Annotated in this window: 26 protein-coding genes; 17 read left to right on the forward strand and 9 right to left on the reverse strand. The window is 45.4% G+C overall.

The features are described 5' to 3' along the window. Positions 1–82: 82 nt before the first annotated feature. Positions 83–1,372: a malic enzyme-like NAD(P)-binding protein gene (locus tag F0232_RS19205; RefSeq protein WP_008219668.1), complete on the reverse strand. Its 1,290-nt coding sequence runs from the start codon at positions 1,370–1,372 to the stop codon at positions 83–85. 333 nt (positions 1,373–1,705) lie between these two features. Beyond that, positions 1,706–1,924: a 50S ribosomal protein L31 gene (gene rpmE, locus F0232_RS19210; RefSeq protein ID WP_004737142.1), complete on the reverse strand. Its 219-nt coding sequence runs from the start codon at positions 1,922–1,924 to the stop codon at positions 1,706–1,708. 331 nt (positions 1,925–2,255) lie between these two features. Here rpmE and priA point away from each other — a divergent pair, with 331 nt between their 5' ends. From priA to rraA, 7 genes are all read left to right on the forward strand, one after another. Then, positions 2,256–4,457: a primosomal protein N' gene (gene priA, locus F0232_RS19215; RefSeq protein WP_105057658.1), complete on the forward strand. Its 2,202-nt coding sequence runs from the start codon at positions 2,256–2,258 to the stop codon at positions 4,455–4,457. Between the two features lie 240 nt (positions 4,458–4,697). Then, positions 4,698–5,702 carry a DNA-binding transcriptional regulator CytR gene (gene cytR, locus F0232_RS19220; RefSeq protein ID WP_004737140.1) on the forward strand — a complete coding sequence of 335 codons (1,005 nt, stop codon included), beginning with the start codon at positions 4,698–4,700 and terminating at the stop codon, positions 5,700–5,702. Positions 5,703–5,824: 122 nt separating this feature from the next. Beyond that, on the forward strand, positions 5,825–6,364 hold the full coding sequence (gene ftsN, locus F0232_RS19225; protein ID WP_105057660.1) for a cell division protein FtsN: 540 nt from the start codon (positions 5,825–5,827) through the stop codon (positions 6,362–6,364). A gap of 201 nt (positions 6,365–6,565) precedes the next feature. After that, the gene (gene hslV / locus F0232_RS19230; protein ID WP_004737138.1) at positions 6,566–7,114 is read left to right on the forward strand and encodes an ATP-dependent protease subunit HslV; all 549 of its coding nucleotides are present in this window, start codon (positions 6,566–6,568) and stop codon (positions 7,112–7,114) included. A 55-nt stretch (positions 7,115–7,169) separates the two neighbouring features. Further along, positions 7,170–8,510, forward strand: coding sequence for an HslU--HslV peptidase ATPase subunit (gene hslU / locus F0232_RS19235; protein ID WP_061033610.1), 1,341 nt, complete (start codon positions 7,170–7,172; stop codon positions 8,508–8,510). Between the two features lie 189 nt (positions 8,511–8,699). Beyond that, positions 8,700–9,617, forward strand: a complete 918-nt coding sequence (locus tag F0232_RS19240) for a 1,4-dihydroxy-2-naphthoate polyprenyltransferase (RefSeq protein ID WP_061033609.1) — start codon at positions 8,700–8,702, stop codon at positions 9,615–9,617. Between the two features lie 73 nt (positions 9,618–9,690). Beyond that, positions 9,691–10,209 (forward strand): ribonuclease E activity regulator RraA, encoded by a 519-nt coding sequence (gene rraA, locus F0232_RS19245; RefSeq protein ID WP_004737135.1) that lies wholly within the window; start codon positions 9,691–9,693, stop codon positions 10,207–10,209. Between the two features lie 95 nt (positions 10,210–10,304). Here rraA and zapB read toward each other — a convergent pair whose 3' ends face one another. Further along, positions 10,305–10,547: a cell division protein ZapB gene (zapB, locus tag F0232_RS19250; protein ID WP_008219652.1), complete on the reverse strand. Its 243-nt coding sequence runs from the start codon at positions 10,545–10,547 to the stop codon at positions 10,305–10,307. A gap of 324 nt (positions 10,548–10,871) precedes the next feature. Here zapB and glpX point away from each other — a divergent pair, with 324 nt between their 5' ends. From glpX to F0232_RS19265, 3 genes are all read left to right on the forward strand, one after another. Beyond that, the gene (gene glpX, locus F0232_RS19255; protein WP_102424375.1) at positions 10,872–11,879 is read left to right on the forward strand and encodes a class II fructose-bisphosphatase; all 1,008 of its coding nucleotides are present in this window, start codon (positions 10,872–10,874) and stop codon (positions 11,877–11,879) included. 179 nt (positions 11,880–12,058) lie between these two features. Beyond that, positions 12,059–12,685 carry a metalloregulator ArsR/SmtB family transcription factor gene (locus F0232_RS19260; RefSeq protein ID WP_061033608.1) on the forward strand — a complete coding sequence of 209 codons (627 nt, stop codon included), beginning with the start codon at positions 12,059–12,061 and terminating at the stop codon, positions 12,683–12,685. A 117-nt stretch (positions 12,686–12,802) separates the two neighbouring features. Next, positions 12,803–13,150: a DUF3135 domain-containing protein gene (locus F0232_RS19265; RefSeq protein WP_105057661.1), complete on the forward strand. Its 348-nt coding sequence runs from the start codon at positions 12,803–12,805 to the stop codon at positions 13,148–13,150. Positions 13,151–13,215: 65 nt separating this feature from the next. Here the strand turns inward: F0232_RS19265 and F0232_RS19270 are convergent, their stop codons facing one another. Together F0232_RS19270 and F0232_RS19275 are read right to left on the reverse strand one after the other, a co-directional pair. Further along, complete coding sequence (locus tag F0232_RS19270; RefSeq protein ID WP_105057662.1) at positions 13,216–13,638, reverse strand: DUF805 domain-containing protein; 423 nt, start codon at positions 13,636–13,638, stop codon at positions 13,216–13,218. Positions 13,639–13,702: 64 nt separating this feature from the next. After that, positions 13,703–14,050, reverse strand: a complete 348-nt coding sequence (locus F0232_RS19275) for a 5-carboxymethyl-2-hydroxymuconate Delta-isomerase (RefSeq protein ID WP_008219643.1) — start codon at positions 14,048–14,050, stop codon at positions 13,703–13,705. Positions 14,051–14,285: 235 nt separating this feature from the next. Here F0232_RS19275 and tpiA point away from each other — a divergent pair, with 235 nt between their 5' ends. Next, positions 14,286–15,056: a triose-phosphate isomerase gene (gene tpiA / locus F0232_RS19280; protein WP_008219641.1), complete on the forward strand. Its 771-nt coding sequence runs from the start codon at positions 14,286–14,288 to the stop codon at positions 15,054–15,056. 149 nt (positions 15,057–15,205) lie between these two features. Here the strand turns inward: tpiA and pfkA are convergent, their stop codons facing one another. The 3 genes from pfkA to F0232_RS19295 form a co-directional block, all read right to left on the reverse strand. Further along, complete coding sequence (pfkA, locus tag F0232_RS19285; RefSeq protein ID WP_105057663.1) at positions 15,206–16,168, reverse strand: 6-phosphofructokinase; 963 nt, start codon at positions 16,166–16,168, stop codon at positions 15,206–15,208. Positions 16,169–16,485: 317 nt separating this feature from the next. After that, a complete protein-coding gene (gene fieF, locus F0232_RS19290) occupies positions 16,486–17,394 on the reverse strand; it encodes a CDF family cation-efflux transporter FieF (RefSeq protein WP_050649603.1) in 909 nt (302 codons plus the stop codon). Between the two features lie 164 nt (positions 17,395–17,558). Next, a complete protein-coding gene (locus tag F0232_RS19295; protein ID WP_105057664.1) occupies positions 17,559–18,068 on the reverse strand; it encodes a CpxP family protein in 510 nt (169 codons plus the stop codon). A gap of 180 nt (positions 18,069–18,248) precedes the next feature. Here F0232_RS19295 and F0232_RS19300 point away from each other — a divergent pair, with 180 nt between their 5' ends. The 4 genes from F0232_RS19300 (at position 18,249) to trmL (ending at position 21,568) form a co-directional block, all read left to right on the forward strand. After that, positions 18,249–18,938: a response regulator gene (locus F0232_RS19300; RefSeq protein WP_061033603.1), complete on the forward strand. Its 690-nt coding sequence runs from the start codon at positions 18,249–18,251 to the stop codon at positions 18,936–18,938. Further along, on the forward strand, positions 18,938–20,317 hold the full coding sequence (cpxA, locus tag F0232_RS19305; protein WP_061033602.1) for an envelope stress sensor histidine kinase CpxA: 1,380 nt from the start codon (positions 18,938–18,940) through the stop codon (positions 20,315–20,317). Before F0232_RS19300 ends, cpxA begins: the two co-directional genes overlap by 1 nt. A gap of 76 nt (positions 20,318–20,393) precedes the next feature. Continuing rightward, the gene (locus F0232_RS19310; RefSeq protein ID WP_061033601.1) at positions 20,394–21,011 is read left to right on the forward strand and encodes a superoxide dismutase; all 618 of its coding nucleotides are present in this window, start codon (positions 20,394–20,396) and stop codon (positions 21,009–21,011) included. Between the two features lie 77 nt (positions 21,012–21,088). Then, positions 21,089–21,568 carry a tRNA (uridine(34)/cytosine(34)/5-carboxymethylaminomethyluridine(34)-2'-O)-methyltransferase TrmL gene (gene trmL, locus F0232_RS19315; RefSeq protein ID WP_004737121.1) on the forward strand — a complete coding sequence of 160 codons (480 nt, stop codon included), beginning with the start codon at positions 21,089–21,091 and terminating at the stop codon, positions 21,566–21,568. 131 nt (positions 21,569–21,699) lie between these two features. Here trmL and F0232_RS19320 read toward each other — a convergent pair whose 3' ends face one another. Then, complete coding sequence (locus tag F0232_RS19320; protein WP_102426101.1) at positions 21,700–22,224, reverse strand: FxsA family protein; 525 nt, start codon at positions 22,222–22,224, stop codon at positions 21,700–21,702. A 284-nt stretch (positions 22,225–22,508) separates the two neighbouring features. On the opposite strand from F0232_RS19320, the gene aspA reads away from it, so the two are divergent. Further along, the gene (gene aspA / locus F0232_RS19325) at positions 22,509–23,960 is read left to right on the forward strand and encodes an aspartate ammonia-lyase (protein WP_061033599.1); all 1,452 of its coding nucleotides are present in this window, start codon (positions 22,509–22,511) and stop codon (positions 23,958–23,960) included. Positions 23,961–24,140: 180 nt separating this feature from the next. Beyond that, positions 24,141–25,448 carry an anaerobic C4-dicarboxylate transporter gene (locus F0232_RS19330; RefSeq protein WP_105057665.1) on the forward strand — a complete coding sequence of 436 codons (1,308 nt, stop codon included), beginning with the start codon at positions 24,141–24,143 and terminating at the stop codon, positions 25,446–25,448. Positions 25,449–25,924: the final 476 nt, after the last annotated feature.

The raw sequence follows: 25,924 nt of genomic DNA on the forward strand, positions 1-25,924 counted from the left end.
AAACCGACTCCAGATGAGTCGGTTTTTTATTATTTGTGCTCTATGGAGCAACCGCTATAACAAGCGACTACGCCATATGCTGCTATGCCATATAGTTAGCAGGCATCTCGATACGCGCAACGCCAGATTCAACGGCCGCTTCTGCTACTGCTTTCGCTACGCGAGGAAGTAGACGTGGGTCCATTGGCTTAGGAATGATGTAACCCTTGCCGAACTCAAGTGACGTCTCACCCGCTGCTTTTAATACTTCCGCTGGCACTTCTTCTTTCGCTAGTTCACGAATCGCTTTAACCGCTGCTAGCTTCATTTCGTCATTGATTTCGCTTGCACGCACATCAAGTGCACCACGGAAAATGAATGGGAAACAAAGTACGTTGTTTACTTGGTTAGGGTAATCACTGCGGCCTGTACCCATAATAAGGTCAGAACGAACTTCGTGAGCAAGCTCTGGCTTGATCTCTGGATCTGGGTTTGAACATGCAAACACAACTGGCTTATCAGCCATTAATGTTAGTGCTTCAGCTGGAAGCAGGTTAGGACCCGATACGCCCAAGAATAGGTCAGCACCTTCGATAACATCTTCAAGCGTACGCTTATCTGTGTTGTTTGCGAATAGCTCTTTGTATTCGTTCAGATCATCACGACGAGTGTGGATCACACCTTTACGGTCAAGCATGTAGATCTTCTCACGCTGAGCGCCACACTTAATCAGTAGCTCCATACACGCAACCGCTGCTGCACCAGCACCTAAACAAACGATCTTACACTCTTCTAGCTTCTTACCTTGAAGCTCGATCGCGTTCAGCATACCTGCTGCTGTTACGATCGCAGTACCGTGTTGGTCATCGTGGAATACTGGTACATCACAACGCTCAATCAGGCGACGTTCAATCTCAAAACAGTCTGGTGCTTTGATGTCTTCTAGGTTGATACCGCCGAATGTATCTGCGATGTTCGCAACTGTATCGACAAACTCATCGATTGTGCGGTGTTTTACTTCAATATCGATAGAATCTAAACCAGCGAAACGCTTAAACAGTAGCGCTTTACCTTCCATTACTGGTTTAGAAGCAATTGGACCAAGATTACCTAGGCCAAGAATCGCAGTACCGTTAGAGATAACTGCAACCATGTTGCCTTTACCTGTGTACTTATAAACGTTATCAACGTTCTGTGCGATCTCACGAACTGGCTCAGCCACGCCTGGGCTGTAAGCAAGTGCTAGGTCTTCTGCAGAGTTTGCAGGCTTCGTCAGCTCAATGGCAATTTTGCCTGGAATTGGGAACTCATGATAATCAAGAGCTTGCTGACGGAATTGTTCTTGAGGTGATAATTCTTGAGAGGATTGATCTTGGCGGCTGTCTTCAGACATAGGTGTAGGTTCCTAGGATATTATTATTTGGGGGATCTTGTTCATGTTAATGGATGTACTTCAAAGTTCCTAGGTGGTAAAAGCCTCTGTCTCATTAAAAAACGAGATTTCACTACTAATAAGACCAGTGAGCAGTTGAAATTACTATCGCTTGTTGAACTTTCGTGCGGATTTACAGTGGTGAGCGATAAGCCAAGAATGACCCGATAATATTCAGTTAAGCGGCTTATTGTTGAAGAGAGTGAAAGCTTGAGGTGAAAGTCTGTGTTTTATCGGATTTCAGGCAACAAAAAAGGACACCGAAGTGTCCTTTTTATGTCTAAATAGCGAGAATTACTTCTTGCTAGAAAGAGCACCGAAACGCTTGTTGAAGCGATCAACACGGCCGCCTGTATCTACGATACGTTGCTTACCAGTGTAGAACGGGTGACATTTGTCACATACGTCTAGGTGGATTGATTCTTTTGCTAGCGTTGAGTTGAACTCAAAAGTGTTGCCGCAAGAACAAGTAGCAGTAACTGCTTTGTATTCTGGGTGGATTCCAGCTTTCATGGGATAACCTCAAGTAGGCCGTGTCGCTATACGATTCTAAGCCGCACACCACACGTAGTTTAAAAAAGAAATAAAGACACCGCTCATCACTAAAGCGCGACGAAGCCATACCTTTAAGGCGCAGTATAGTAATGAATCTGTGAAGTAGGATCAACTGATTTGATACATTTTTCGCCAATATCGGCATTATTTCCTTTGCTGACTGTGATTCTTGGCTTGGCCCCAACCTCACCCGCTTCTCTGTCACATCACATTCAAACTGCTTCTCGAATTTAACCGCCTTATCCTTTAGACTGTTCGCTCTCGTCAATTTAGATAAAGCCGTCCCTTTATGCGTCCAATGATTGCCCGTGTGGCGCTGCCTGTTCCACTCGACAAGCAGTTCGATTACAAGATTCCAAACCACCTATTCCCGATTATTGGTGGTCGAGTCTCTGTGCCTTTTGGACGACAAACCTTAACTGGGATTGTCACGGCTCTAGTTAACGAATCAGAATTCGAGTTAGATAAGCTCAAGCCAATAAAAGCGCTATTGGATAACCAACCTGTTTGGCCTGAATCTGTCTACTCACTATTAACCTGGTGCAGTCAGTTCTATCAATACCCTCTTGGCGAAACCTTTGCTAATGCGCTACCGAGTGCTTTACGCAAAGGCAAAGCAGCAGACTTCGCAACACTCGTCGAATGGCAGCTAACGCCATCAGGCCGCGACCAACTGATGCAAGGATTTGGTCGCGCCGTTAAGCAAGCCAAAGTGATGCACATGCTTGAGCACGGTCCCGTACCTCATCAAGAGTTCATTGATGAAGAAGTGGCTAGCGCCGTACTCAAAACACTAGAAGAAAAAGGCTGGATTGAATCGGTTGAGAAAAAGCCGAAGCGCCAACCTTGGCCTGCCGAGCTCGAAAACGACCAAGACAAACCTAAGCTCAATGAAGAGCAAGCCATCGCGATTGCAACTGTAAATAGTCAAAACGACTTTGGTTGCTTCCTTCTGGAAGGTGTCACAGGTTCAGGTAAGACCGAGGTCTACCTGAATATGATTAAGCCGATTCTTGACCAAGGTAAACAAGCGTTAGTGCTAGTGCCAGAGATCGGCCTAACACCGCAAACCATTAACCGCTTTAAGCGACGCTTTAATGTGCCTGTAGAGGTTATCCACTCTGGTTTAAACGATTCAGAGCGACTGAACGCTTGGCTATCGGCTCGCGATAAGATTGCAGGCATTGTGATTGGTACCCGTTCGGCTTTGTTCACACCGTTTGCGGATTTGGGCATTATTATTGTCGATGAAGAGCACGACGCCTCTTACAAACAACAAGATAGCCTGCGCTATCATGCGAGAGATGTGGCGATCATGCGTGCGCACAAAGCGCAGATTCCAGTAGTATTAGGCTCAGCAACCCCAGCTTTTGAAACACTGCACAACGCGCAGATAGGTAAGTACAGTCACCTGACTCTGACTTCACGTGCGGGTGTCGCGTTGCCAACCACCAATAAAGTGTTGGATGTGAAAGGCGAGTATCTGGAAAGTGGTTTGTCTGCGTCACTCATTGCCGAGATGCAACGCCACTTAAAATCAGGTAACCAGGTAATGCTGTTCCTCAACCGCCGCGGCTTTTCTCCAGCATTAATGTGTCACGATTGCGGTTGGACAGCCGAGTGTAAGCGCTGCGATGCCTACTACACCTATCACCAATACAGCAATGAAATGCGCTGCCACCACTGTGGCTCGCAGCAACATATTGTGCATAACTGCCAAGGCTGTGGTTCAGCAAACTTGGTAACGGTTGGTGTGGGTACAGAACAGTTGGAAGCACAACTTGGTCAGCTATTCCCGGAATACAAAACCATTCGTATTGACCGCGACAGCACTCGCCGTAAAGGCAGCCTAGAGAGCGCGCTTGAATCGATTCGCAAAGGTGAATACCAGATTCTTATCGGCACCCAGATGTTAGCTAAAGGCCACCACTTCCCTGACGTGACACTCGTGGCGTTATTGGATGTCGATGGCTCTTTATACAGCAGTGACTTCCGAGCCTCAGAGCGCCTTGCTCAGCTATTTATTCAAGTGGCAGGGCGTGCAGGCCGTGCGAGTAAGCCTGGTGAGGTGATCTTACAAACGCATCACCCAGAGCACGGATTACTGCAAGCATTGCTGCACAAAGACTATAACCACTTTGCTCAAACGGCCTTAGCAGAGCGTAAACAAGCGATGTTGCCACCATACACCTTTATGACGCTGTTCAGAGCAGAAGCGAACGACACGCGCTTAGTGGAAGAGTTCTTACGTCAGGTACGTCATACACTGGAGTCACACCCACTGTTTGACCAATATTGCATGGTGTTAGGGCCAACCCCTGCGCCACTGGCGAAGCGAGCGGGTAAATCTCGCTGGCAATTGATTTTACAAACCCAAACTCGCTCACTTATGCAGAAGCTATTAATGAGTGCGAAGCCGGCAATTAATATGTTACCCGCCGCGAAAAAAGTTCGTTGGTCACTCGATATAGAGCCGCAAGACTTGAGCTAAACCTCTTCGGGTTAAAACTAATGATAAGTTTGTTCACAAATATTTCATATTTCTCGTGAGCAAGTTCACACGAGTCATGTGATTTTTGTTAATCTAGCCGTAACTTTACGCAGATGAAACGAATAAAATATTGCAATAAAAAAAGTGTTAGCAACACTTTCATAATATCTATTCGATTACATTTATTATTCACGCCTTAGATACTTAGGCAGCAAAGGAACTTAAAAGAGGGTTTAATTTATGGCGACAATGAAGGATGTTGCCCAGCTAGCAGGCGTCTCAACGGCTACCGTATCACGAGCTTTGATGAATCCTGAGAAAGTCTCAGTTTCGACTCGAAAACGAGTGGAAACAGCCGTACTTGAAGCTGGATACTCACCCAATACATTAGCTAGAAATTTACGTCGCAACGAATCAAAAACCATCATTACTATCGTTCCTGATATCTGTGACCCGTATTTCGCAGAAATCATTCGTGGTATCGAAGATGCTGCTGTCGAAAATGATTACCTCGTTCTGCTGGGTGACAGCGGCCAACAGAAAAAACGCGAATCTTCGTTTGTTAATCTCGTCTTCACCAAACAAGCAGATGGCATGCTACTGCTAGGTACCGATCACCCGTTCGATGTCAGCAAGTCTGAACAAAAGAACCTACCTCCTATGGTAATGGCATGTGAGTTCGCACCAGAGCTTGAACTGCCTACGGTACACATCGATAACCTGACTTCTGCATTCGAAGCCGTGAACTACCTTGCTCAATTAGGTCATAAGCGTATCGCTCAAATCTCTGGCCCAATGTCAGCAACCCTATGTAAGTTCCGTCAGCAAGGTTACCAACAAGCGCTGCGCCGTGCTGGCGTGTCAATGAACCCAGCCTACAGCACCATCGGTGATTTTACCTTCGAAGCGGGTGCTCAAGCGGTTCGTCAACTTTTAGCACTACCAGAGCAGCCAACCGCTATTTTCTGTCACAACGATGCGATGGCAATTGGTGCGATTCAAGAAGCCAAAAAACTCGGTTTACGAGTGCCTCAAGATTTATCTGTTGTTGGCTTTGATGATATTCAATTCGCTCAGTACTGCGATCCACCGCTAACCACCATTTCTCAACCTCGTTATGAGATTGGACGCCAAGCAATGTTGATGATGCTAGACCTACTAAAAGGCAACGATGTGCAAGCAGGTTCGCGTCTGTTAGAAGCCAGCCTAGTGGTTCGCGGCAGTACTGCACCACCTCGAATGTAAGTCTTCGAAATACCCATATAAATCTGCGGCACATTTTGATGTGCCGCTTCCATTTCTACACTATTATCCTCGCGCAATCTGGATTACCATGAGAGCAGAATTACCAACTACTGAATTGTCTTGTGGCTAATAGAGATTATGTGAAACGTGGTCGTGGCACGAAAAAACCGACCAAAAAACAAGCCCCTCGCCGTAAACCATGGCGTAGTGGTCTTTTGGCGATCCTCCTTGTTGGCGGGTTTGGTTATGGACTTTACCTATTGAGTAATGATCCTGAGCCACCAGCACCGACTCCAGTAATGAGTAAACCAACACCGAAGCCAAAACCAGCCAAAGTGATTCCACCACCTCCAGAAGAGAAATGGGACTACGTTGAAACGCTGCCAAGTCGCGAAATCGAAGTAAAAGCCAAAGAGCAAGAGATCTCTAAGATCCCTTACATCATGCAATGTGGCGCTTACAAAACGTCAGCACAGGCAGAAGCACGTAAGTTGGATATCGCCTTCCAAGGTATCTCGAGTGAAATCCGTAAGAAAGATGGCAGCAGCTGGTACCGCGTGGTACTAGGACCATACAAACTTAAGCGTGATGCAGAGCGAGACCGACACAAGCTGCAGCGTGCTAAAATCGAGCCTTGCGCCATCTGGAAAGACACCGAATAAATCCAGTAAAGCAGTCGCAAAAAAGACAAATAACGAAAGCCTCCCATTGTGGAGGCTTTCTTTTATTCATCGCTTTTTCTATCTTCTTTCAAACTTACACCGATAAGTTGCACGACATCACTCGCGGTTCCTTGAATTATCCGAGCACCATCCTCATATACTTTTTATACCCAAAGATAAGAACATTAAGAGGCCCTACTCGTGACTACCATAGTATCTGTACGTCGTAATAATAAAGTCGTCATCGCGGGTGATGGACAAGTATCTCTAGGCAACACGGTAATGAAGGGCAATGCCCGTAAAGTGCGTCGCCTATACAATGATAAAGTACTGGCTGGTTTTGCTGGCGGTACCGCTGATGCTTTCACGCTATTCGAAAAATTTGAAAGCAAGCTGCAAATGCACCAAGGCCATCTGACCAAAGCTGCCGTTGAGCTAGCGAAGGATTGGCGTAGTGACCGTGCTCTACGTAAATTAGAAGCACTACTAGCGGTAGCTGACGAAACCGCTTCACTGATCATCACAGGTAACGGTGATGTTGTTCAACCAGAGAACGACCTAATCGCTATCGGTTCAGGCGGTAACTTCGCTCAAGCAGCGGCTACGGCACTATTAGAAAATACTGATTTAGATGCACGTGAAATCGCAGAAAAGTCGCTGAATATTGCTGGCGATATCTGTGTGTTCACCAACCATCACCACACTGTTGAAGAGCTAGAAAGCACTGTTGAACTGCCAAAGCCAGAATAACAAACGCTTCTACCCAAACTTGTATCAACAGTGATTAAAGAATTAAGGAAAAACCATGTCTGAGATGACTCCTCGCGAAATTGTTCACGAACTCAATCGCCACATTATCGGTCAAGACAACGCTAAGCGTTCAGTTGCTATCGCACTGCGTAACCGCTGGCGTCGTATGCAGCTTGAAGAGAGCCTGCGTGTTGAAGTATCACCAAAAAACATTCTAATGATCGGCCCTACGGGTGTTGGTAAAACAGAGATTGCTCGCCGCCTAGCGAAGCTAGCAAATGCACCGTTCATCAAAGTAGAAGCGACTAAGTTCACCGAAGTTGGCTACGTAGGTAAAGAAGTTGAGACCATCATCCGCGACCTAACGGACGTTGCGATCAAAATGACGCATCAGCAAGCGATGAAGAAAGTGCAATTCCGCGCTGAAGAGCAAGCGGAAGAGCGCATTCTTGATGCCCTACTACCACCAGCTCGTGATGCTTGGGGTCAGAATGAGCAATCAAGCGAAGACACAACCTCTTCAAACACTCGCCAAATTTTCCGCAAAAAATTGCGCGAAGGTAAGCTAGACGACAAAGAGATCGAAGTCGATGTAGCAGCACCACAAATGGGCGTTGAAATCATGTCACCTCCAGGCATGGAAGAGATGACTAACCAGCTACAAGGTATGTTCCAAAACCTAGCTGGCGACACCAAGAAAAAGCGTAAGATGAAAATCAAAGACGCATTCAAAGCCCTAACGGAAGAAGAAGCCGCTAAGCTTGTGAACCAGGAAGAGCTGAAAGAAAACGCGATCTTCAACGCTGAAAACAACGGTATCGTATTCATCGATGAGATCGATAAAATCTGTAAGCGTGGCGACAGCTCAGGCCCAGACGTATCTCGTGAAGGCGTTCAACGTGACCTACTGCCTCTTATCGAAGGCAGCACAGTATCAACTAAGCACGGTATGGTGAAAACGGACCACATCCTATTCATCACATCAGGTGCATTCCAAGTGGCTAAGCCATCGGACTTGATCCCTGAACTACAAGGTCGTCTGCCAATTCGTGTAGAACTTGAAGCGCTTTCAGCGAATGACTTCAAACGCATCCTAACTGAGCCAAAAGCGTCTCTGACAGAGCAATACATTGCCCTAATGAAGACCGAAGACGTGAACATTGAGTTTACTGAAGACGGCATCAACCAGATCGCTGATGCAGCATGGCGCGTAAACGAAACCACTGAGAACATCGGTGCACGTCGTTTACACACGGTAATGGAACGTTTGATGGATGAGATTTCATTCGATGCAACAGACAAAGCAGGCAGCACGCTCGTGATCGACCAAGCTTACGTAAACTCGAAGCTGGGTGAATTCGTTGAAGACGAAGACCTAAGCCGCTTCATCCTGTAGCACACGAAACTCCAACTTATTGCTCTATCTCAAAGAAATAGCAGCTAATAAGCGAATTCAAGGCCCACTTTCGAGTGGGCTTTTTATTACCTGAAAAATGGGCGTATACTCAAATCACCGCATGAAACCAATACTTACAATATAGGCGCCCTGCTAATCAAGGTGTCCTTACAACGAAATAGACTTACGATGAAACAATCTCTAATGATTTGGCTTGATGCCGCACGACCAAAAACTCTGCCTCTCGCACTCGTCTCTATTCTTACAGGAAGTAGTTTAGCGTTCGCCAACGATCAGTTCTCTTTATCGATCGCTCTGTTGGCCTTTTTAACCGCCACCCTATTACAGATTTTGTCGAACTTGGCGAATGACTACGGTGACGCAGTAAAAGGCACAGACAATGAAAACCGCTTAGGCCCAATGCGTGCCATGCAGTCGGGTGCGGTAACCGCCAAAACCATGAAGCAGGCGATCATCCTCAACATCGTGTTTACTGTGATTGCTGGTCTGATTCTGATTTTTCATGCCTTAACCTCGATTGAAAGCATTCTTTCTTTCATTGCGTTAGGTGTATTGGCCATTGTTGCCGCTATCGCTTACACCGTGGGTAATAAGCCTTATGGCTATATCGGCCTTGGCGACTTATCGGTATTTATCTTCTTTGGCTTATTAGGCGTTTCAGGTACTTACTTCCTACACACTGGCCATGTGGAACCAAGCCTCTTCCTTCCTGCGTTAGGCTGTGGGTTGATGGCGGTTGCAGTACTTAATATCAACAACATGCGTGATATTGAAAACGACAGTGAATGTGGCAAACGCACAATGGCGGTTCGCCTTGGACAACGCAAAGCCAAGCATTACCACTTTGCGCTACTTGGGTTAGCACTGGTCTCTTTTGCTATCTACCTACTGATTCAAGAGAAACCGGTCTGGATCAGCCTGCCATTTTTGTTGAGTATTGTGATTGTCTACAAGCACGGCAAGGCCGTTTGGGAAACCGAAAAACCCGCTCAAATAGCACCTATGATGCCGGTGATTGTGAAATGCTCGCTGGTTACTAACCTATTGTTTGCAGGGGTTGTCGTAGCTCAAACTCTATTGAGTTAATTGAGACTAATCATTGCAAAGGGATCAAGCACCGATATACTCAAAGTAAGCTCATTGTTCAAAAGGTATACTAATGGAATACAACACTTCAGCACTGTGCGACATATATTTGGATCAAGTTGATGTCGTGGAGCCAATGTTCAGCAACTTTGGTGGACGAGCCTCTTTCGCAGGACAAATCACGACATTAAAGTGCTTTGAAGACAACGCTCTGATCCGCTCGGTATTAGAGCAAGATGGTTTAGGGCGTGTGTTGTTAATCGATGGCGGCGGCTCACTGCGTAAAGCGCTAATCGATGCTGAAATGGCCCTACTTGCCGAAGACAATGAGTGGGAAGGTATTGTGGTGTATGGCTGCGTTCGCGAAGTCGATGAGCTTGAAGACATGAACCTAGGCATTCAAGCACTGGCTTCTATTCCTGTTGGAGCAAGCCAAGATGGTGTCGGTGAGCTAGACGTACCTGTTAATTTTGGTAGCGTGACCTTCTTACCGGAAGATTACCTCTACGCCGATAACACGGGCATTATTCTTTCAGCCGAACCTTTGGATGTTGAACTTGATCTCGATGCTGATGAAGAAGAGGTCGAGTAACTCTAGCTCTGCATAAATCACTCACATTAACCACGAACACAAACAAAAACGCCCGCTACTGAGTAGCGGGCGTTTTTTTAAATCTGAAGAGTGAATTACTCTACTTCATCCATTTTACCAAGAAGGTTACGGATGCGATCTTGCCATGCAGAGTGCTCCTCTTGCATCTGCTGAGTTTTTTGCTCTAACTCGTGACGGCTTGCTTTAAGCTCACCAGCTTCAGTTGCTAGTGCTTGTTTCTCTTCTTTAAGCTCTTCCACTTCCATTTGAAGAAGTGCAATCGTATCTACTGCTGTTTGAATTTTTGCTTCTAGTTGCTCTAGTACTTCAAAAGACATTCTGGCCTACCTTTAAGTTATCCATTTGATGGTGAAGGTTCACTCCACTTATTTCCCCATTCTACTCAGCAGAGCAAGGATAAACACTCAATATATTCGATATTTTGCGCCATTCGATGAAAAAAACAGCGCTTTTTACCGAATATTGACGTTAATTCTTACAGTCACACTCGCAAACCAATTATTTTGATGAATATTAGTGGTTTTTCACTGCTCATTGATCAAAAGCAATCTCCAAAAAGCAAAAAGGCAAACGTTTCCTTTTGGATATGGTAAAATCCGCCGCGAAATTTCTATTCCCCCTTTGAAAATTTTGGAGTCCGCATGAAACGCGATTTAGCAATGTCATTCTCTCGTGTCACAGAAGGTGCAGCACTGGCTGGTTACAAGTGGCTTGGCCGTGGCGACAAAAACGCTGCAGATGGCGCTGCTGTAGAAGTCATGCGTAGCCTACTAAACAAAACCGAAATCAGCGGTGAAATTGTTATTGGTGAAGGCGAAATCGATGATGCACCTATGCTATATATCGGTGAAAACGTAGGTGTAGGCGGCGACGCTGTCGACATCGCAGTTGACCCAATTGAAGGGACACGCATGACAGCAATGGGCCAATCAAATGCATTGGCAGTATTGGCTGCAGGCGAAAAAGGCAGCTTCCTAAAAGCGCCTGATATGTACATGGAAAAATTAGTAGTTGGTCCTGGTGCTAAAGGCGCTATCGACTTAGCTCTACCGTTAAAAGAAAACCTAGTAAACATTGCTAAGGCTCTGGGTAAAACACTCGACACGCTAGTAGTCACCACACTGGCTAAGCCACGTCACGACCAAGTGATTGCAGAGATGCAAGCGATGGGCGTTCGTGTATTCGCAGTGCCAGACGGTGATGTAGCAGCATCAATCCTAACCTGTATGCCAGACAGCGAAGTCGACGTAATGTACTGCATCGGCGGCGCACCTGAAGGTGTAGTTTCTGCCGCAGTAATTCGCGCGCTGGACGGTGACATGCATGGTCGTCTACTGCCTCGTCACGAAGTGAAAGGCGATACAGAAGAGAACCGTAAACACGGTGAACTTGAGCTAGAGCGTTGTGCTGAAATGGGCGTAACCGCTGGTATCGTATTGAAGATGGAAGACATGGCGCGCAGCGACAACGTTGTATTCTCAGCAACGGGCATCACTAAGGGTGACCTGCTAGAAGGCATTTCTCGTCAAGGCAATATCGCTACAACAGAAACGCTACTTATCCGTGGCCGATGCCGTACGATTCGCCGCATCAAATCAATCCACTACCTAGAGCGTAAAGACCCAGAAGTGGTTGGTCACATCCTGTAATCCTCATATCGAGTGAAACAGAATATTCAAAGGCTGATACCAAGTATCAGCCTTTTGTTTTATTGCCCTGTCAGATTCTCATCCTTGCTATTGATAGGTCAGTAACTGTCAAAATAGTAAATGGTTTGCTTTATAAACACCTTGCCTCATAATAGTAAGGTTCATGAGGTAGGGATAGTATGAAAACAAGCGACAAAATCTTACAGACCATTAAGCGTCAAGGCGCGGTAACGGCCAAACAGCTGTCAGAAGAGTTTGGCATGACGACAATGGGTGCAAGGCAACATCTGCAAAGCCTGGAAGATGATGGCATTCTCGCGTTTCATGATGTCAAAGTGAAAGTCGGTCGTCCGACTCGTCACTGGTCTCTTACTCAGCACGGCCATAGTCAGTTTTCAGACCGTCATGGTGAACTTACGATTCAAGTCATTGATGCCGTAGAGAATCTATTCGGAAAAGAAGGCTTAGCTAAAGTCGCTGCCGAGCGTGAACAACACACCTTAAAACAGTATCAATCTGCCCTGTCTGATTGTGAAAATCTAATCAGTAAGCTGGAAAAGCTCACCCAACTTCGTGAAGAAGAGGGCTACATGGCAGAACTGAAAGAACACGACGATCACTACATCTTGATTGAAAACCACTGCCCTATTTGTAAGGCTGCGACTCGTTGCCCGAGCTTGTGTCAATCTGAGCTCAACGTGTTCACCGAGCTACTAAAAGATGAGTGCCACGTCAGCCGAACTGAGCATATTATTGCTGGCGAACGACGCTGTACCTACACCCTAGTACCTGTCGCCACTGCTTAACGCTAAGTGATTGATCTTGTCTCAATATTGAGAAATCAAAAGATCGAACAAAATTCATACAGAAATCTTTCTTAAGCTTAAAGCATATGAAACATGCTTAATGCTAAGGAAGGAATGATGGCACATCCACAACCAGAGCAGAAACTGCCTCCTTTTGATGAACTGGTTCAACTTGCTCAAAACGATCCCAAAGCATTCAACCAATTCAAACACGATATGTGTGAACAGATGATCTGCTCCGCTTCTGAAAGTATGCAAGGCAGACTTCGAGCTCAGCAAAGCCATCTCGATTTAGTCGTCAGCCGTTGTAAAAATCCTCACCACGTCAATGTCGTGTTGATGCAAGAGCTGCGCTGCCAGGTTTGCAAGTTCCAAGACGCGCTCCAAGGGCGCTATACCTTAGAAGAGCCTCAGCCTGAAAATGTGGTTCCATTCAGACCTAACACTGAACCCAAAATGTACTAGATCAGACAGCTCCAGAAAGTAAAAAGGGAGCCTAATGCTCCCTTTATATTAACTGCTGAAAACTCTTATACTGGATCTTCACCGTAATCGTTGCGGCCTTCTGTGCCTTTCAACAAACCACATTCAATCAAAATCCATAAACCACACACTAATGCTGCAACCGTTGCCACCATGTGCATTGGTGATACCGAGTCCGTCGATGTTGCAGCGACAGGTGAAGCTAAACGCCCTAATACCAGCGGTACATTCAGTAGTAACCAGTAGTTAGACTTGTTACGGTCATGCCAACGCTTAGCGGTCACCGCTAAGTCTGGGATTACGAGTAGCAACAAGAAGATTGGCAGTAAAATATAGGAATAGGCAGGAAACAGTACCGAAATCCCAGACGCAAAACCCGTGATCGCGACATAGTAGAAAATGTTCCACATCCAGTAAGTCTTACGACCAATTCTCCCTTTGAAAGAGAGCAGTAAATCTTTCATCGACATCTAAAAATACTCAAAAAATTAATACACTACCAAAAAGTTAGCAGCAAATACTTTATTACACGAATCAGTTAATCACTTTCTGAAAACAACTTTTGTCCATATCTCGAATATTAACCGTTAGGCTTCGAACATGGCTCGCCTGTTCTTGTAAGATTTGCATTAACGAACGTGACAATTCCCGTTTCTGTTCTTCGGTACGCCCAGAAAGTAATTCAAAGCTGATATGAATAAAGTCCACACTGTCCTCTTCATCACCCACTAGCCAGTTATGACAACGTAGAGAGCGTGATTTCACAGACGGAATATCAAACAAGCCACAGTTTAATGTAACTTGATGAAGATCTTCTAGTAAACCTTGGATATTCACTCGCTCGTCCACTGAATTTGAGTACTCTAGAACTAGATTTGGCATTATTACTTCCTATTGTTAACGCAAACGTTTGTCCCTTAATACCAACTAACGATGAAAAATCCGAGAAGTTAGCTATTATTCTGTCTGTCGGATCACTGATATAAGAGCGTTATCTACTCTGACCAATCGATAAGATCCCATAAAGACATGACCACAATCATGATCTAACGCGTTTTATCTGTTATATTCTTACGAAGATTTTTTACATTAATTGATTAAATACGGAGATATTCCTATGCGTCGTCCTGTAGTGATGGGTAACTGGAAACTTAACGGTAGCAAAGCAATGGTAACTGAGCTGCTAACTGGTCTTAACGCTGAACTTGAAGGCGTTGAAGGTGTAGACGTAGCAGTAGCTCCACCAGCACTTTACATCGATCTAGCTGAGCGTCTAATCGCTGAAGGCGGTAACAAAATCATCCTAGGTGCTCAAAACACTGACCTAAACAACAGCGGTGCTTTCACTGGCGACATGTCTCCAGAAATGCTGAAAGACTTCGGTGCAACTCACATCATCATCGGTCACTCTGAGCGTCGTGAATACCACAACGAATCAGACGAGTTCGTAGCTAAGAAATTCAAATTCCTACAAGAGAACGGCCTGAAGCCAGTTTTCTGTATCGGTGAATCTGACGAGCAAAACGAAGCAGGCGAAACTGAAGCAGTATGTGCACGTCAAATCAACGCAGTTATCGACGCTTACGGTGTTGAAGCTCTAAACGGCGCAATCATCGCTTACGAACCAATCTGGGCTATCGGTACTGGTAAAGCAGCAACAGCTGAAGATGCACAACGCATCCACGCTTCTATCCGTGCAATGATCGCTGAAAAAGACGCAGCAGTAGCTGAGCAAGTAATCATCCAATACGGTGGTTCTGTTAAGCCTGAAAACGCTGAAGCTTACTTCGCACAACCAGACATCGATGGTGCTCTAGTTGGCGGCGCAGCTCTAAACGCAGCTGGTTTCGCAGCTATCGCTAAAGCAGCAGCTAAAGCAAAAGCTTAATTTAGACATCACTGTTTAAATTGAATGAAAGGTCAACTTAGGTTGGCCTTTTTTATTGTCTGTCATTTCTCAAGCCCAATAAGCAGGCATAAAAAAACCGCTGATAAATCAGCGGTTTTTAAATTCTTTAAGCTTACGCTAGGCGTTGCTTAGAATAACTCTTCTGCTACGCGGAACAGCTCAGAACGGTCTGGGTTCTGCATGTTCTCGATACAGTCGATGATGTCGTGGTGAACAAGCTCTTCTTTCTCGATACCAACACAACGACCACCGTGGCCTTCTTGTAGAAGGTGAACAGCGTAGTTACCCATGCGAGAAGCAAGGACACGGTCAAACGCAGTAGGACGGCCACCACGTTGGATGTGACCAAGAACCGTTGCACGAGTTTCACGACCCGTTGCTGCTTCGATCTCTTTCGCCAGTTCGTTCGCGTCCATCATTAGCTCAGTTAGAGCGATGATTGCGTGCTTCTTGCCTTTAGCAATGCCATCTTGGATGTTGCCGATTAGCTGCTCTTTATCTAAGCCAGTCTCTGGAGTGATGATGTACTCACAACCACCTGCGATTGCTGACATAAGCGTAAGGTCACCACAGTGACGGCCCATGATTTCAACAATAGAAATACGTTGGTGAGAAGAAGACGTGTCACGTAGACGGTCAATTGAATCAATAACAGTGTTAAGCGCTGTTAGGTAGCCGATTGTGTAGTCAGTACCCGCGATATCGTTATCGATTGTGCCTGGAAGACCGATACATGGGTAACCCATTTCAGTCAGTTTCTTAGCACCCATGTAAGAACCGTCACCACCGATAACAACAAGTGCTTCGATGCCGTGCTTCTTAAGGTTCTCAATGCCTTTCTCACGAACAGCAACGTCTTTGAACTCAGGGAAACGTGCAGAACCTAAGAAAGTACCACCACGGTTGATCACGTCAGATACGCTTGAACGGTCAAGCTTTTCGATACGGTCTTCAACAAGGCCTTGGTAGCCGTCGTAAATGCCGTAAACTTCAATGCCAACTGATAACGCAGTACGAACAACGCCGCGAACTGCTGCGTTCATACCTGGAGCGTCACCACCACTGGTCAAAACACCGATCTTCTTAATCATGCTCACCCTCGATTTTTGGGAATCTATTATTCAATTCTTGTACTTGCTGATTGTATATCAACAAGATTTTAAATCTGTATTTGTGCTTTATGTTACATTTCCTCAAAGGGAATAGCACTTAAATCGCGTAAATTTATGTAACATTTCTACTTCTGTAAGAGTATTACAGTTTTACTCAGTAACTTTGTTGATTCACATCAGAATCAACATTAATTGTTACTAAGGTGTTTTTTGAATCACGAAAGAGTTAGTAATTTTTACTCACTTTAGTTCAAAAGCCACCCACTTACCATTTGCCAGCTAATTTTTAGCACGCATTACCACGAGTGGAATTTCTGCTGCTTCTCTGGTCCAAATACGACCGAATACGGGTCTTGGTGAATTAATACATCAGCATCAGGGAACACGGAGATAAGCTTAGCCTCTACTTCGTCTGAAATGCGATGCGCTTCAATAAGTGGGATATTATCTTCTAATTCTAGATGCAGTTGAATGAAGCGAATTGGCCCCGAACGACGCGTTCGTAATTGATGCACACCTAACACGCCTTCCACGCTCAATGATGTCTCTTTTATCTGTTTCAGCTCATCATCTGGCAGCTTATGATCAAGCAGAGACTGAACCGCTTCCATCGCCATTTGATAAGCGCTGTACAGAATGTAGATACCGATACCGACCGCGAATACTGAGTCCGCCTGACCAATCCCAAACCAGCTCAATGCCAGTGCCAGCATGATCGCAGCGTTCATATAAAGGTCTGATTGATAGTGCAATGAATCGGCTGCAATTGCTTGGCTGCCCGTTTTGTTGACCACATGTTTTTGGAAACGAACCAGACCAAACGTCATCACTATCGCGAACAGGCTGACGTAGATACCAATTTCTGGAGAGTTCAGTTCATGAGGTCGGAAGAAGCGTTCAATACCATTGAGAATAAGGAAACATGCAGAGCCTGAAATAAACATTGCCTGCGCTAATGCAGCTAGAGATTCAGCCTTACCATGACCAAAGGTGTGCTCTTTGTCGGCAGGCTGCAGAGAGTAACGAACCACAATAAGGTTAACGACAGAGGCCGCGATATCCAGCATTGAATCCACGACGGAAGCCAACAGACTCACGGAACCTGTCACCCACCAAGCTGCGACTTTCACTATCAATAAAATAGTGGCGATGGTTGTGGCTGCCCAAGCGGCGAGCGTAACTAAACGTGCGTATTCTTGTTTCATGACTTGGCTATAAAGTGACTGATAGCACAAAGTATAACCTGCAAACCACCAATTGAATATGACAGCCATGATGTAAAACATTCATTTTTAAGGATCAAAAAAAGCGACACTCGGCCGCTTCTTTCTAAACACTTTCATTCAACGCTGATTTCTCAAGCAATGAATTACTTGTCTTTGTTCATGCGTTTTTCCATTTTGTCAGCACACTTAGTCATGCGCTCTTGTTGGATTTCTTTCAGTTGAGTCTTTTGCTCAGCCGTTAGTACGCTCATCATTTCGTGTTGCTTCTTAAGCATTGCTACGCGACGCTCAGTTTGCTTCTCAACCATTTGGCTTGCTAGGTCGTTTGCTGCTGCTTCATCGAAGTTGTCAGCCAGTACCAATGCTTGAACTTTCTCTTGGTGCGCTTTCATTTTCGCCATTTTATCGGCTTTATTGCCAGCGTGTTTTTCTTTCATCTCTGCACGATTCGATTCGCGTATCTCTTTCAATTCTGTTTTTTGTGCATCAGTCAGGTCTAGTTGACGCATCACTTTTTTGTCGAAGCCACCACATTTACCGTGCATGCCTTTGTGGTCGCCTTTATCGCCGCCGCCATATGCGAACGCACTTGCTGTACCTAACATTAGTGGAAGTGCCGCAGCTGCTAGTACAAGTTTCTTAGTCATTTTCATAATTGTTGCCTCAATTCGGTATAATAAGTCATGTGTTGCGTCTGTTTCTCAGCGCTTAGATATAGATTAGTCTTTCCCTCGTAAAGTGACGTTTAGAAAGCGTAAAGAATCGTAAAGAGTGAAAGCTGACGAATAATTAGCAGTATTATTAACCTGTAACTAACCGATTAAGGCTTTCCCATGGCGAACATTCTTCTTATTGATGACGACACCGAGCTAACGAGCTTACTTAAAGACATTCTTAGCTTTGAGGGCTTCACTGTTTCTGAAGCCAATGATGGCTACGCAGGGCTCGAAGCGATCAATGATGAGATTGACCTGATTCTTTTGGATGTGATGATGCCGCGCCTGAACGGCATGGAAACACTCAAGAAGTTAAGAGAACATTGGGAAACGCCAGTGCTAATGCTGACGGCGAAAGGGGAAGAGATCGACCGTGTGATCGGCCTGGAGCTTGGTGCAGATGATTACTTACCAAAGCCGTTTAGCGACCGCGAGTTACTCGCTCGTATTCGCGCCATCTTGCGCCGTACGCAAACCACGAGTACTCCAAAAGCCGCCAGCGATAGGATCCAATATCAAGACATTGAGGTCTTCCCGGGTAAGCAAGAAGCTTACTGTAATGGTCAGCTCATCGACCTTACTACCACCGAGTTTGCTCTATTGAGTCATCTGATTCAAAACCCGGGTCAAGTAATCACCAAGGAAGCGTTAAGCTTAGATGTATTGGGCAAAAGGCTTGCAGCATTTGACCGTGCGATAGACATGCACATCTCTAACCTACGTAAAAAGATTCCAGAACGTAGCGATGGTAAATCACGCATCAAAACCTTACGTGGTCGTGGCTACCTATTGGTAGAGGAGGATTAATGCGCATTCCTAAAATCACTAGCTTATATGGACGTATCTTTGCCATCTTTTGGTTCACCATGTTACTGGTGCTTTTATCCGTACTCTCACTACCACATCTAGACCCGCGAGTAGCGCGTGATGTGCCCGCCGATCACCTCAATAAATTAGAACGTATCGCCAAGGCTACAGAGAAACGCTACGCCAAAGAGCCTAATCTCGGCAAAATTGTCTTTCAACTTGAAGCACCACGCAGCCGCAAAGACTCTCGTGCACGTCTCTATCTGACCGATCTTGAAGGTGCAGTCCTAACCTCCAAAAGACATTCAGACTACAAACTTAAGGCGATTCGCAACTTTGTAACCTCAATTGATAACCCAGAAGTACCAAAGCAGAAGCTTTACGGGCACTACATGGTTGCTGGTCCTGTACCAATCAAGCTGGCAGGTGAAGAACTACTTATGTACGCCGGAGTAAAGTGGAACCAGCCGCCGCCGTTCTTACTGCGACTATTTGATAGACCACTGCAGCTGTTGCTTGCCGTGATGCTAGCCAGTACCCCACTATTACTTTGGTTAGCTTGGGCACTCAGCCAGCCAGCTCGGAGGCTTGAACGTGCTGCACAACGTGTAGCGAAAGGCGAATTCGAAGTCGATCCAACACTTGAAAAAGGCACATCAGAATTCAGACAAGCGGGTGAAAGCTTTAACCAAATGGTTGAGGCCGTAAACCAGATGATCTCAGGGCAACAGCGCTTGCTTTCTGATATCTCACACGAGCTACGTTCGCCTTTAACACGGCTTCGCATGGCCAATGCACTGGCGATTCGTAAGCAAGGAGAGAGTCCAGAACTCGAGCGTATTGATACAGAAGCGCAACGCTTGGAACAGATGATCAGTGAACTACTGACCCTCTCACGCATGCAGGTTGATAGCCACATTACTCGTGAAGTTCAGCCGATATCTAGCTTGTGGGAAGAAATCTTAAAAGACGCGCAGTTTGAAGCAGAACAGATGGGTAAAGAGCTGACATTCTCAGAAATCCCTGAGCGTTCAATTTCAGGTAATCCTAAGCTACTGATGAGTGCCTTAGACAACATTACGCGCAACGCCATTTACTACGGTAAAGACCAAGTCGATGTGCAATTCCATGTAGTGCAAGATCAGCTGACCATTTGCGTCAATGACAACGGTGATGGCGTGCCTGATGATGAGCTCGACTCTATCTTCAGACCTTTCTACCGTGTTTCTACCGCTCGTGACCGTAATTCTGGTGGCACCGGGCTTGGGCTGACCATTACCGAGAGTGCGATTCGTCAACATAGCGGAACGATTACCGCGAGCCGCAGTAAACTCGGTGGATTACAGCTCGAAATTACTCTGCCTATCCTGCCACTGTAATACCCCCACAAAGATCGCAGTTGATAATGATTGTTATTATCATTATGGTAAATCCTCTAATTAAGGAGGATTTACCATGTCTCACATTTTCCCTGAACTGCCCTACGCCTACGATGCTCTAGAACCCTACATCGATGCAAAAACGATGGAAGTGCACTACAGCAAGCACCATAGAACTTACTATGACAAGTTTGTCGCTGCGGTGTCTGGTAGCGAGCTTGAACAGCAATCTCTCACTGAAATCTTCGCTAATATTTCTCAGCACAGCCCAGCCGTTCGTAACAATGGTGGCGGCTACTACAACCATATTTTGTATTGGAACTGTATGTCTCAAGACGGCGGTGGCGAACCAACTGGCGAGCTTGGTGAAGCGATTAAAAGCACATTCGGAGATTTCACAACATTCCAAGATCAGTTCGCTCAAGCCGCTATTAATACCTTCGGTTCTGGCTTTGCTTGGTTAGTAGTAGAAGAAGGACAACTGAAGATCATCTCAACCTCAAACCAAGACAACCCTTGGATGGATACAGTGGCTAGTAATGGTGAGCCGATTCTGGCGCTCGATGTTTGGGAGCACGCCTACTACATCAGCTACCAAAACCGCCGTCCTGATTACATCAACGCATGGTGGAACGTAGTGAATTGGAATGCGGTTTCTGAAAACTACGCACAAGCACTCGCGAATAAAGCATAAGCTAATGGTGGTGAACTGTACTCACTCAGCTTGCCACCGTATACTCTGGCTATCTTTGATTATTCTTGTGAACCAACATGTTTGATATCGCTCTATACGAACCTGAAATTGCACCCAATACGGGTAACATCATCCGCCTATGTGCTAACTGCGGCGCAAACCTGCATTTAATTGAACCACTTGGCTTTGATTTTGAAGAGAAGAAAGTTCGTCGTGCTGGCTTGGATTACCACGACCTAGCGCGAGTGAAACGTCACAAGAACCTAGAAGCTTTTATTGAGTATCTAGAGAACGAACGTGAAGGTGACTACCGTATCTTTGCGTGTACCACCAAGACCACAGGTCATCACGTGGATGCCAAGTTCCAACAAGGTGATGTGTTGATGTTCGGCCCTGAGACACGCGGCCTACCTGCTGAGTTCATCGAAAGCATGCCGATGGAACAACGTATTCGTATTCCAATGATGCCAGACGCACGCAGCCTGAACCTATCCAATGCTGTAGCAATCATCGCATTTGAAGCATGGCGACAAATGGGGTTTGAAGGCGCGGTATAACCACCCCCTTAAACACCTATTATCCGTAATCGCTAATACGCAATAAAAAAGGCTCTTACCATTATCTCTTTCTTACGAAGGATAAAGGTAAGAGCCTTTTCAGTTGTTGTCTTTCTATCTAAGTAAAAGGGTTAGTTTAAGCGGTTACGATCGTTATCGTCGTCTTTCTTCTCAAACTCACCTTCAAAGGTGTTGCCGCCTTTTGATTGGTCAAATGGGTCGCGGTTAAATGGATCATCTCCAAATGGACTCTGACCAAAACCAGCTTGTCCGCCAGCGTGGAAACCGCCAGACATGTTTTTAACGACCATTTTTTCCATCATTTTCTTAGCAATCATGGCTCTTGGTGCTGGCAACAATACCAACATACCCAGAGCGTCTGTCATAAAGCCTGGAGTCAACAGCAGTACGCCAGCCACCGCCAGCATCACACCTTCAAGGATCTGCTGTGCCGGCATCTCGCCTTGCTGTAGTCGACCTTGAACAGACATCAGTGTTTGAATGCCTTGGCTACGAACCAGTGAGGCACCAACAAATGCAGTAATCAACACTAACGCAATAGTTGGCCACAATCCTAAGAAGCCACCAACTTGAATAAATAGCCCAATCTCAATGATGGGTACGAAGATAAATAGTAATAATAAGATAGGAAACACACGCCCTCCTTTGTTGCTTTCAGTTTACGCTGAAAGGTCTACCAATCTCAAATTTATCCTGTAAATAAGCGTGTTTATTGACCCAAATTAACTTTGCGAAATATTGACTAAACAAAAGCGAAAAAGGTGATCAACTTACTATTTTTATGCGCTAGGTACAGTATCATGTGCCACATAAGTCAGGACGGATTTATCAGCCCAATATTCTAGCGAACGGAGTATTTGCACACAGAATAGGCTAATAACTAACTATATAATCAGAATTATTCTCTAAGGATCCTGTTATGGCTACTCTATCAGAAGCACAAGTTGATGCTCCTCAAGCTACTCGTCTCGAAGAAGATCTTTTAGGTCAACGTCATGTTCCGGCTGATGCTTATTACGGCATCCACACCCTACGCGCAGTTGAAAACTTCAACATCTCAAATGTAACGATCTCAGATGTACCTGAATTCGTTCGCGGTATGGTGATGACAAAGAAAGCTGCGGCTTTAGCAAACAAAGAGTTAGGTGTAATTCCTAGCGAAGTGGCTAAATACATCATCCAAGCTTGTGACCTCATTCTAGACACTGGTAAGTGCATGGATCAGTTCCCATCAGACGTTTTCCAAGGTGGTGCTGGTACTTCTGTAAACATGAACGCGAACGAAGTGGTTGCGAACGTGGCACTTGAGCTTATGGGCAAAGAAAAAGGCCAATATGAGTTCATCAACCCGAACGACCATGTAAACCGCAGCCAATCAACTAACTGTGCTTACCCAACTGGCTTCCGTATCTCTGTTTACAACAGCGTACTAAAACTGATCGATGCGATTGAATACCTAAAAGGCGCATTCGAGCTTAAGAGCCAAGAATTCAACAACATTTTGAAGATGGGTCGTACTCAACTTCAAGATGCAGTTCCAATGACGGTTGGCCAAGAGTTCCACGCTTGGGCGGTAACCATCAATGAAGAAATCAAAAACCTAGAATACACATCTAAGCTACTGCTTGAAGTTAACCTAGGTGCGACAGCTATCGGTACTGGTCTGAACGCAGCACCTGGTTACCAAGGCCTAGCAGTGAAACACCTAGCTGAAGTAACTGGTCTAGAGTGTGTTCCTGCAGAAGACCTAATCGAAGCAACGTCTGACTGTGGCGCATACGTAATGACGCACGGCGCACTTAAGCGTCTAGCAGTTAAGCTGTCTAAGATCTGTAACGACTTGCGTCTGCTTTCTTCAGGTCCACGTACTGGTTTGAACGAGCTAAACCTACCTGAACTGCAAGCAGGTTCTTCAATCATGCCTGCTAAAGTAAACCCAGTTGTACCTGAAGTAGTAAACCAAGTTTGCTTCAAAGTTCTAGGTAACGACAACACGGTTTCTTTCGCTGCGGAAGGTGGTCAACTTCAACTAAACGTAATGGAACCTGTTATTGCACAAAGCATGTTTGAGTCGCTAGACATTCTAACAAACGCTTGTGTGAACCTGCGCGATAAGTGTGTAGACGGCATTACGGTAAACAAAGAAGTATGTGAAGCACACGTATTTAACTCTATCGGTATCGTCACTTACCTAAACCCATACATTGGCCACCATGAGGGTGACATTGTTGGTAAAATCTGTGCAGAAACAGGTAAGAGTGTTCGTGATGTGGTTCTAGAGCGCGGTTTATTGACCGAAGAAGAACTTGATGACATTTTCTCTGTTGAAAATTTGAAGCATCCTCAGTATAAAGCGAAACGCTACGAGTAAAACTCGCGAGACAGGGCTCCAAACGGAGCCCTTTTTTAGGCTCCAATACGGTTAACCCTGTTTATTCTGTGGTTTTCTGTGTGTTGCACTTTTGCTTAATTGAATCTAAACCATAGAACTATTATCTGAACATTCGAACAACGAGTGGTCACATAATAAAATCTAAATGAGGTGTTAATTATGATTGCAGTAGAACTGTTTATCGTCCTGCTCTTTATCTTCTTAGGGGCCAGAATTGGCGGCATCGGTATCGGCTTTGCCGGTGGTGCTGGTGTTATTGCTCTTTCACTTATTCTTGGCGTTCCAACAAGCCAATCTTTCATCCCAATCGATGTCATCTTGATCATCATGTCAGTTATCACTGCAATCGCTGCAATGCAGGTTGCTGGCGGTATGGACTGGTTGGTACAAATTGCAGAAAACTTTTTGCGTAAACACCCAGAACGCATCACCTTTTACGCGCCAATCGTGACCTTTTTAATGACACTAATGGCGGGTACTGGCCACACAGCATTCTCAACTCTGCCAGTTATTGCGGAAGTAGCGAAAGGCCAAGGTGTACGTCCTTCTCGTCCACTGTCTATCGCTGTTGTTGCGTCTCAAATTGCGATCACAGCTTCGCCAATCTCAGCAGCGGTTGTAGCTTTCGCAGCAATGCTTGCACCATTCGGTGTTGATTACCTAACACTGCTGATGGTTTGTATCCCAACAACCTTCATCGCTTGTATGGTTGGTGCTGTTGTTGCTAACTACATGGGTAGCGAACTTAAAGACGATCCTGTTTACCAAGAGCGTCTAGAGAAAGGCCTAATCAAACTAGCGACAGATGAGAAACGCGAGATCCTGCCAACAGCGAAGAAAGCAACTTACATCTTCCTAGCAGCAATTGGCTTCGTGGTTTGTTACGCAGCGGCTATCTCTAGCTCTGTTGGCCTAATCGAAAACCCTGCACTAGGTCGTAACGAAGCGATCATGTCGGTAATGTTGGCAGCAGCAGCGGCAATCGTAATGTTCACTAAAATCGATGCAGCGAAAATTTCTTCAGCACCGACATTCCGCTCTGGTATGACGGCGTGTGTCTGTGTACTTGGTGTGGCTTGGTTAGGTTCTACGTTTGTAAACGCACACGTTGCTGAAATCAAAGACGTTGCAGGTGCACTACTGGCTGACTACCCATGGATGCTGGCTCTTGTTCTGTTCTTCGCTTCTATGCTGCTTTACTCTCAAGGCGCAACAACGGTTGCATTAATGCCTGCAGCACTAGCAATTGGCGTAGCACCACTAACAGCCGTTGCTTCTTTCGCTGCGGTAAGTGCGCTGTTCGTTCTTCCAACTTACCCTACGCTACTGGCTGCGGTTGAGATGGATGACACAGGCTCAACGCGTATCGGTAACCTAGTATTCAACCACCCGTTCTTCATTCCTGGTGTGGTAACAATCAGTACTGCGGTAGCACTAGGCTTCGCATTCGGTGGTCTATTTATCTAAAAACCACTGATGATATGACTCTAAAAGGAAGCTTCGGCTTCCTTTTTTGTTTATGGCTTAATGTGATTTTTGATGCCCGTCAAATAACCATAACAAACTTTAAAACTCACTTAAAAATAAAGTTTGAATAAAATTCCAAGACTATCCAACCCATTCACCATCAATACCTATCAAATCAACCCTCCCCTATTTACCAACTAACCAAACCGAATATTAATCCGAGCTAATTAACCAAAAAACCTTACGATTTTTCTCACATTTTTTAGCCCTTTTACTGGCCACTATTTTTGTGAACAGCACCAAACTTAAATGATTAAGTAAAGAATAAAATAACCGCAGCTAAATTAAATACAACTTCATCTGGATTAGTAAATATCAAATAACTTTAATTTAAATCCCGCAAATTTATATCGTTGGGTAATTTATAAGTGTCAGTGTATTTACAGTCTATAAATCATTAGTCGCTAATTCACATC

Source organism: Vibrio sp. T3Y01, assembly GCF_013114525.1.
Lineage (GTDB): Bacteria > Pseudomonadota > Gammaproteobacteria > Enterobacterales > Vibrionaceae > Vibrio > Vibrio chagasii_B.

Coding starts and splice junctions, on each gene's coding strand:
- F0232_RS19205 (WP_008219668.1), bottom strand. CDS start 1,372: ATGTCTGAAGACAGCCGCCAAGATCAATCCTCTCAAGAATTATCACCT.
- rpmE (WP_004737142.1), bottom strand. CDS start 1,924: ATGAAAGCTGGAATCCACCCAGAATACAAAGCAGTTACTGCTACTTGT.
- priA (WP_105057658.1), top strand. CDS start 2,256: ATGCGTCCAATGATTGCCCGTGTGGCGCTGCCTGTTCCACTCGACAAG.
- cytR (WP_004737140.1), top strand. CDS start 4,698: ATGGCGACAATGAAGGATGTTGCCCAGCTAGCAGGCGTCTCAACGGCT.
- hslU (WP_061033610.1), top strand. CDS start 7,170: ATGTCTGAGATGACTCCTCGCGAAATTGTTCACGAACTCAATCGCCAC.
- F0232_RS19240 (WP_061033609.1), top strand. CDS start 8,700: ATGAAACAATCTCTAATGATTTGGCTTGATGCCGCACGACCAAAAACT.
- rraA (WP_004737135.1), top strand. CDS start 9,691: ATGGAATACAACACTTCAGCACTGTGCGACATATATTTGGATCAAGTT.
- zapB (WP_008219652.1), bottom strand. CDS start 10,547: ATGTCTTTTGAAGTACTAGAGCAACTAGAAGCAAAAATTCAAACAGCA.
- glpX (WP_102424375.1), top strand. CDS start 10,872: ATGAAACGCGATTTAGCAATGTCATTCTCTCGTGTCACAGAAGGTGCA.
- F0232_RS19260 (WP_061033608.1), top strand. CDS start 12,059: ATGAAAACAAGCGACAAAATCTTACAGACCATTAAGCGTCAAGGCGCG.
- F0232_RS19265 (WP_105057661.1), top strand. CDS start 12,803: ATGGCACATCCACAACCAGAGCAGAAACTGCCTCCTTTTGATGAACTG.
- F0232_RS19270 (WP_105057662.1), bottom strand. CDS start 13,638: ATGTCGATGAAAGATTTACTGCTCTCTTTCAAAGGGAGAATTGGTCGT.
- F0232_RS19275 (WP_008219643.1), bottom strand. CDS start 14,050: ATGCCAAATCTAGTTCTAGAGTACTCAAATTCAGTGGACGAGCGAGTG.
- tpiA (WP_008219641.1), top strand. CDS start 14,286: ATGCGTCGTCCTGTAGTGATGGGTAACTGGAAACTTAACGGTAGCAAA.
- pfkA (WP_105057663.1), bottom strand. CDS start 16,168: ATGATTAAGAAGATCGGTGTTTTGACCAGTGGTGGTGACGCTCCAGGT.
- fieF (WP_050649603.1), bottom strand. CDS start 17,394: ATGAAACAAGAATACGCACGTTTAGTTACGCTCGCCGCTTGGGCAGCC.
- F0232_RS19295 (WP_105057664.1), bottom strand. CDS start 18,068: ATGAAAATGACTAAGAAACTTGTACTAGCAGCTGCGGCACTTCCACTA.
- F0232_RS19300 (WP_061033603.1), top strand. CDS start 18,249: ATGGCGAACATTCTTCTTATTGATGACGACACCGAGCTAACGAGCTTA.
- cpxA (WP_061033602.1), top strand. CDS start 18,938: ATGCGCATTCCTAAAATCACTAGCTTATATGGACGTATCTTTGCCATC.
- F0232_RS19310 (WP_061033601.1), top strand. CDS start 20,394: ATGTCTCACATTTTCCCTGAACTGCCCTACGCCTACGATGCTCTAGAA.
- trmL (WP_004737121.1), top strand. CDS start 21,089: ATGTTTGATATCGCTCTATACGAACCTGAAATTGCACCCAATACGGGT.
- aspA (WP_061033599.1), top strand. CDS start 22,509: ATGGCTACTCTATCAGAAGCACAAGTTGATGCTCCTCAAGCTACTCGT.
- F0232_RS19330 (WP_105057665.1), top strand. CDS start 24,141: ATGATTGCAGTAGAACTGTTTATCGTCCTGCTCTTTATCTTCTTAGGG.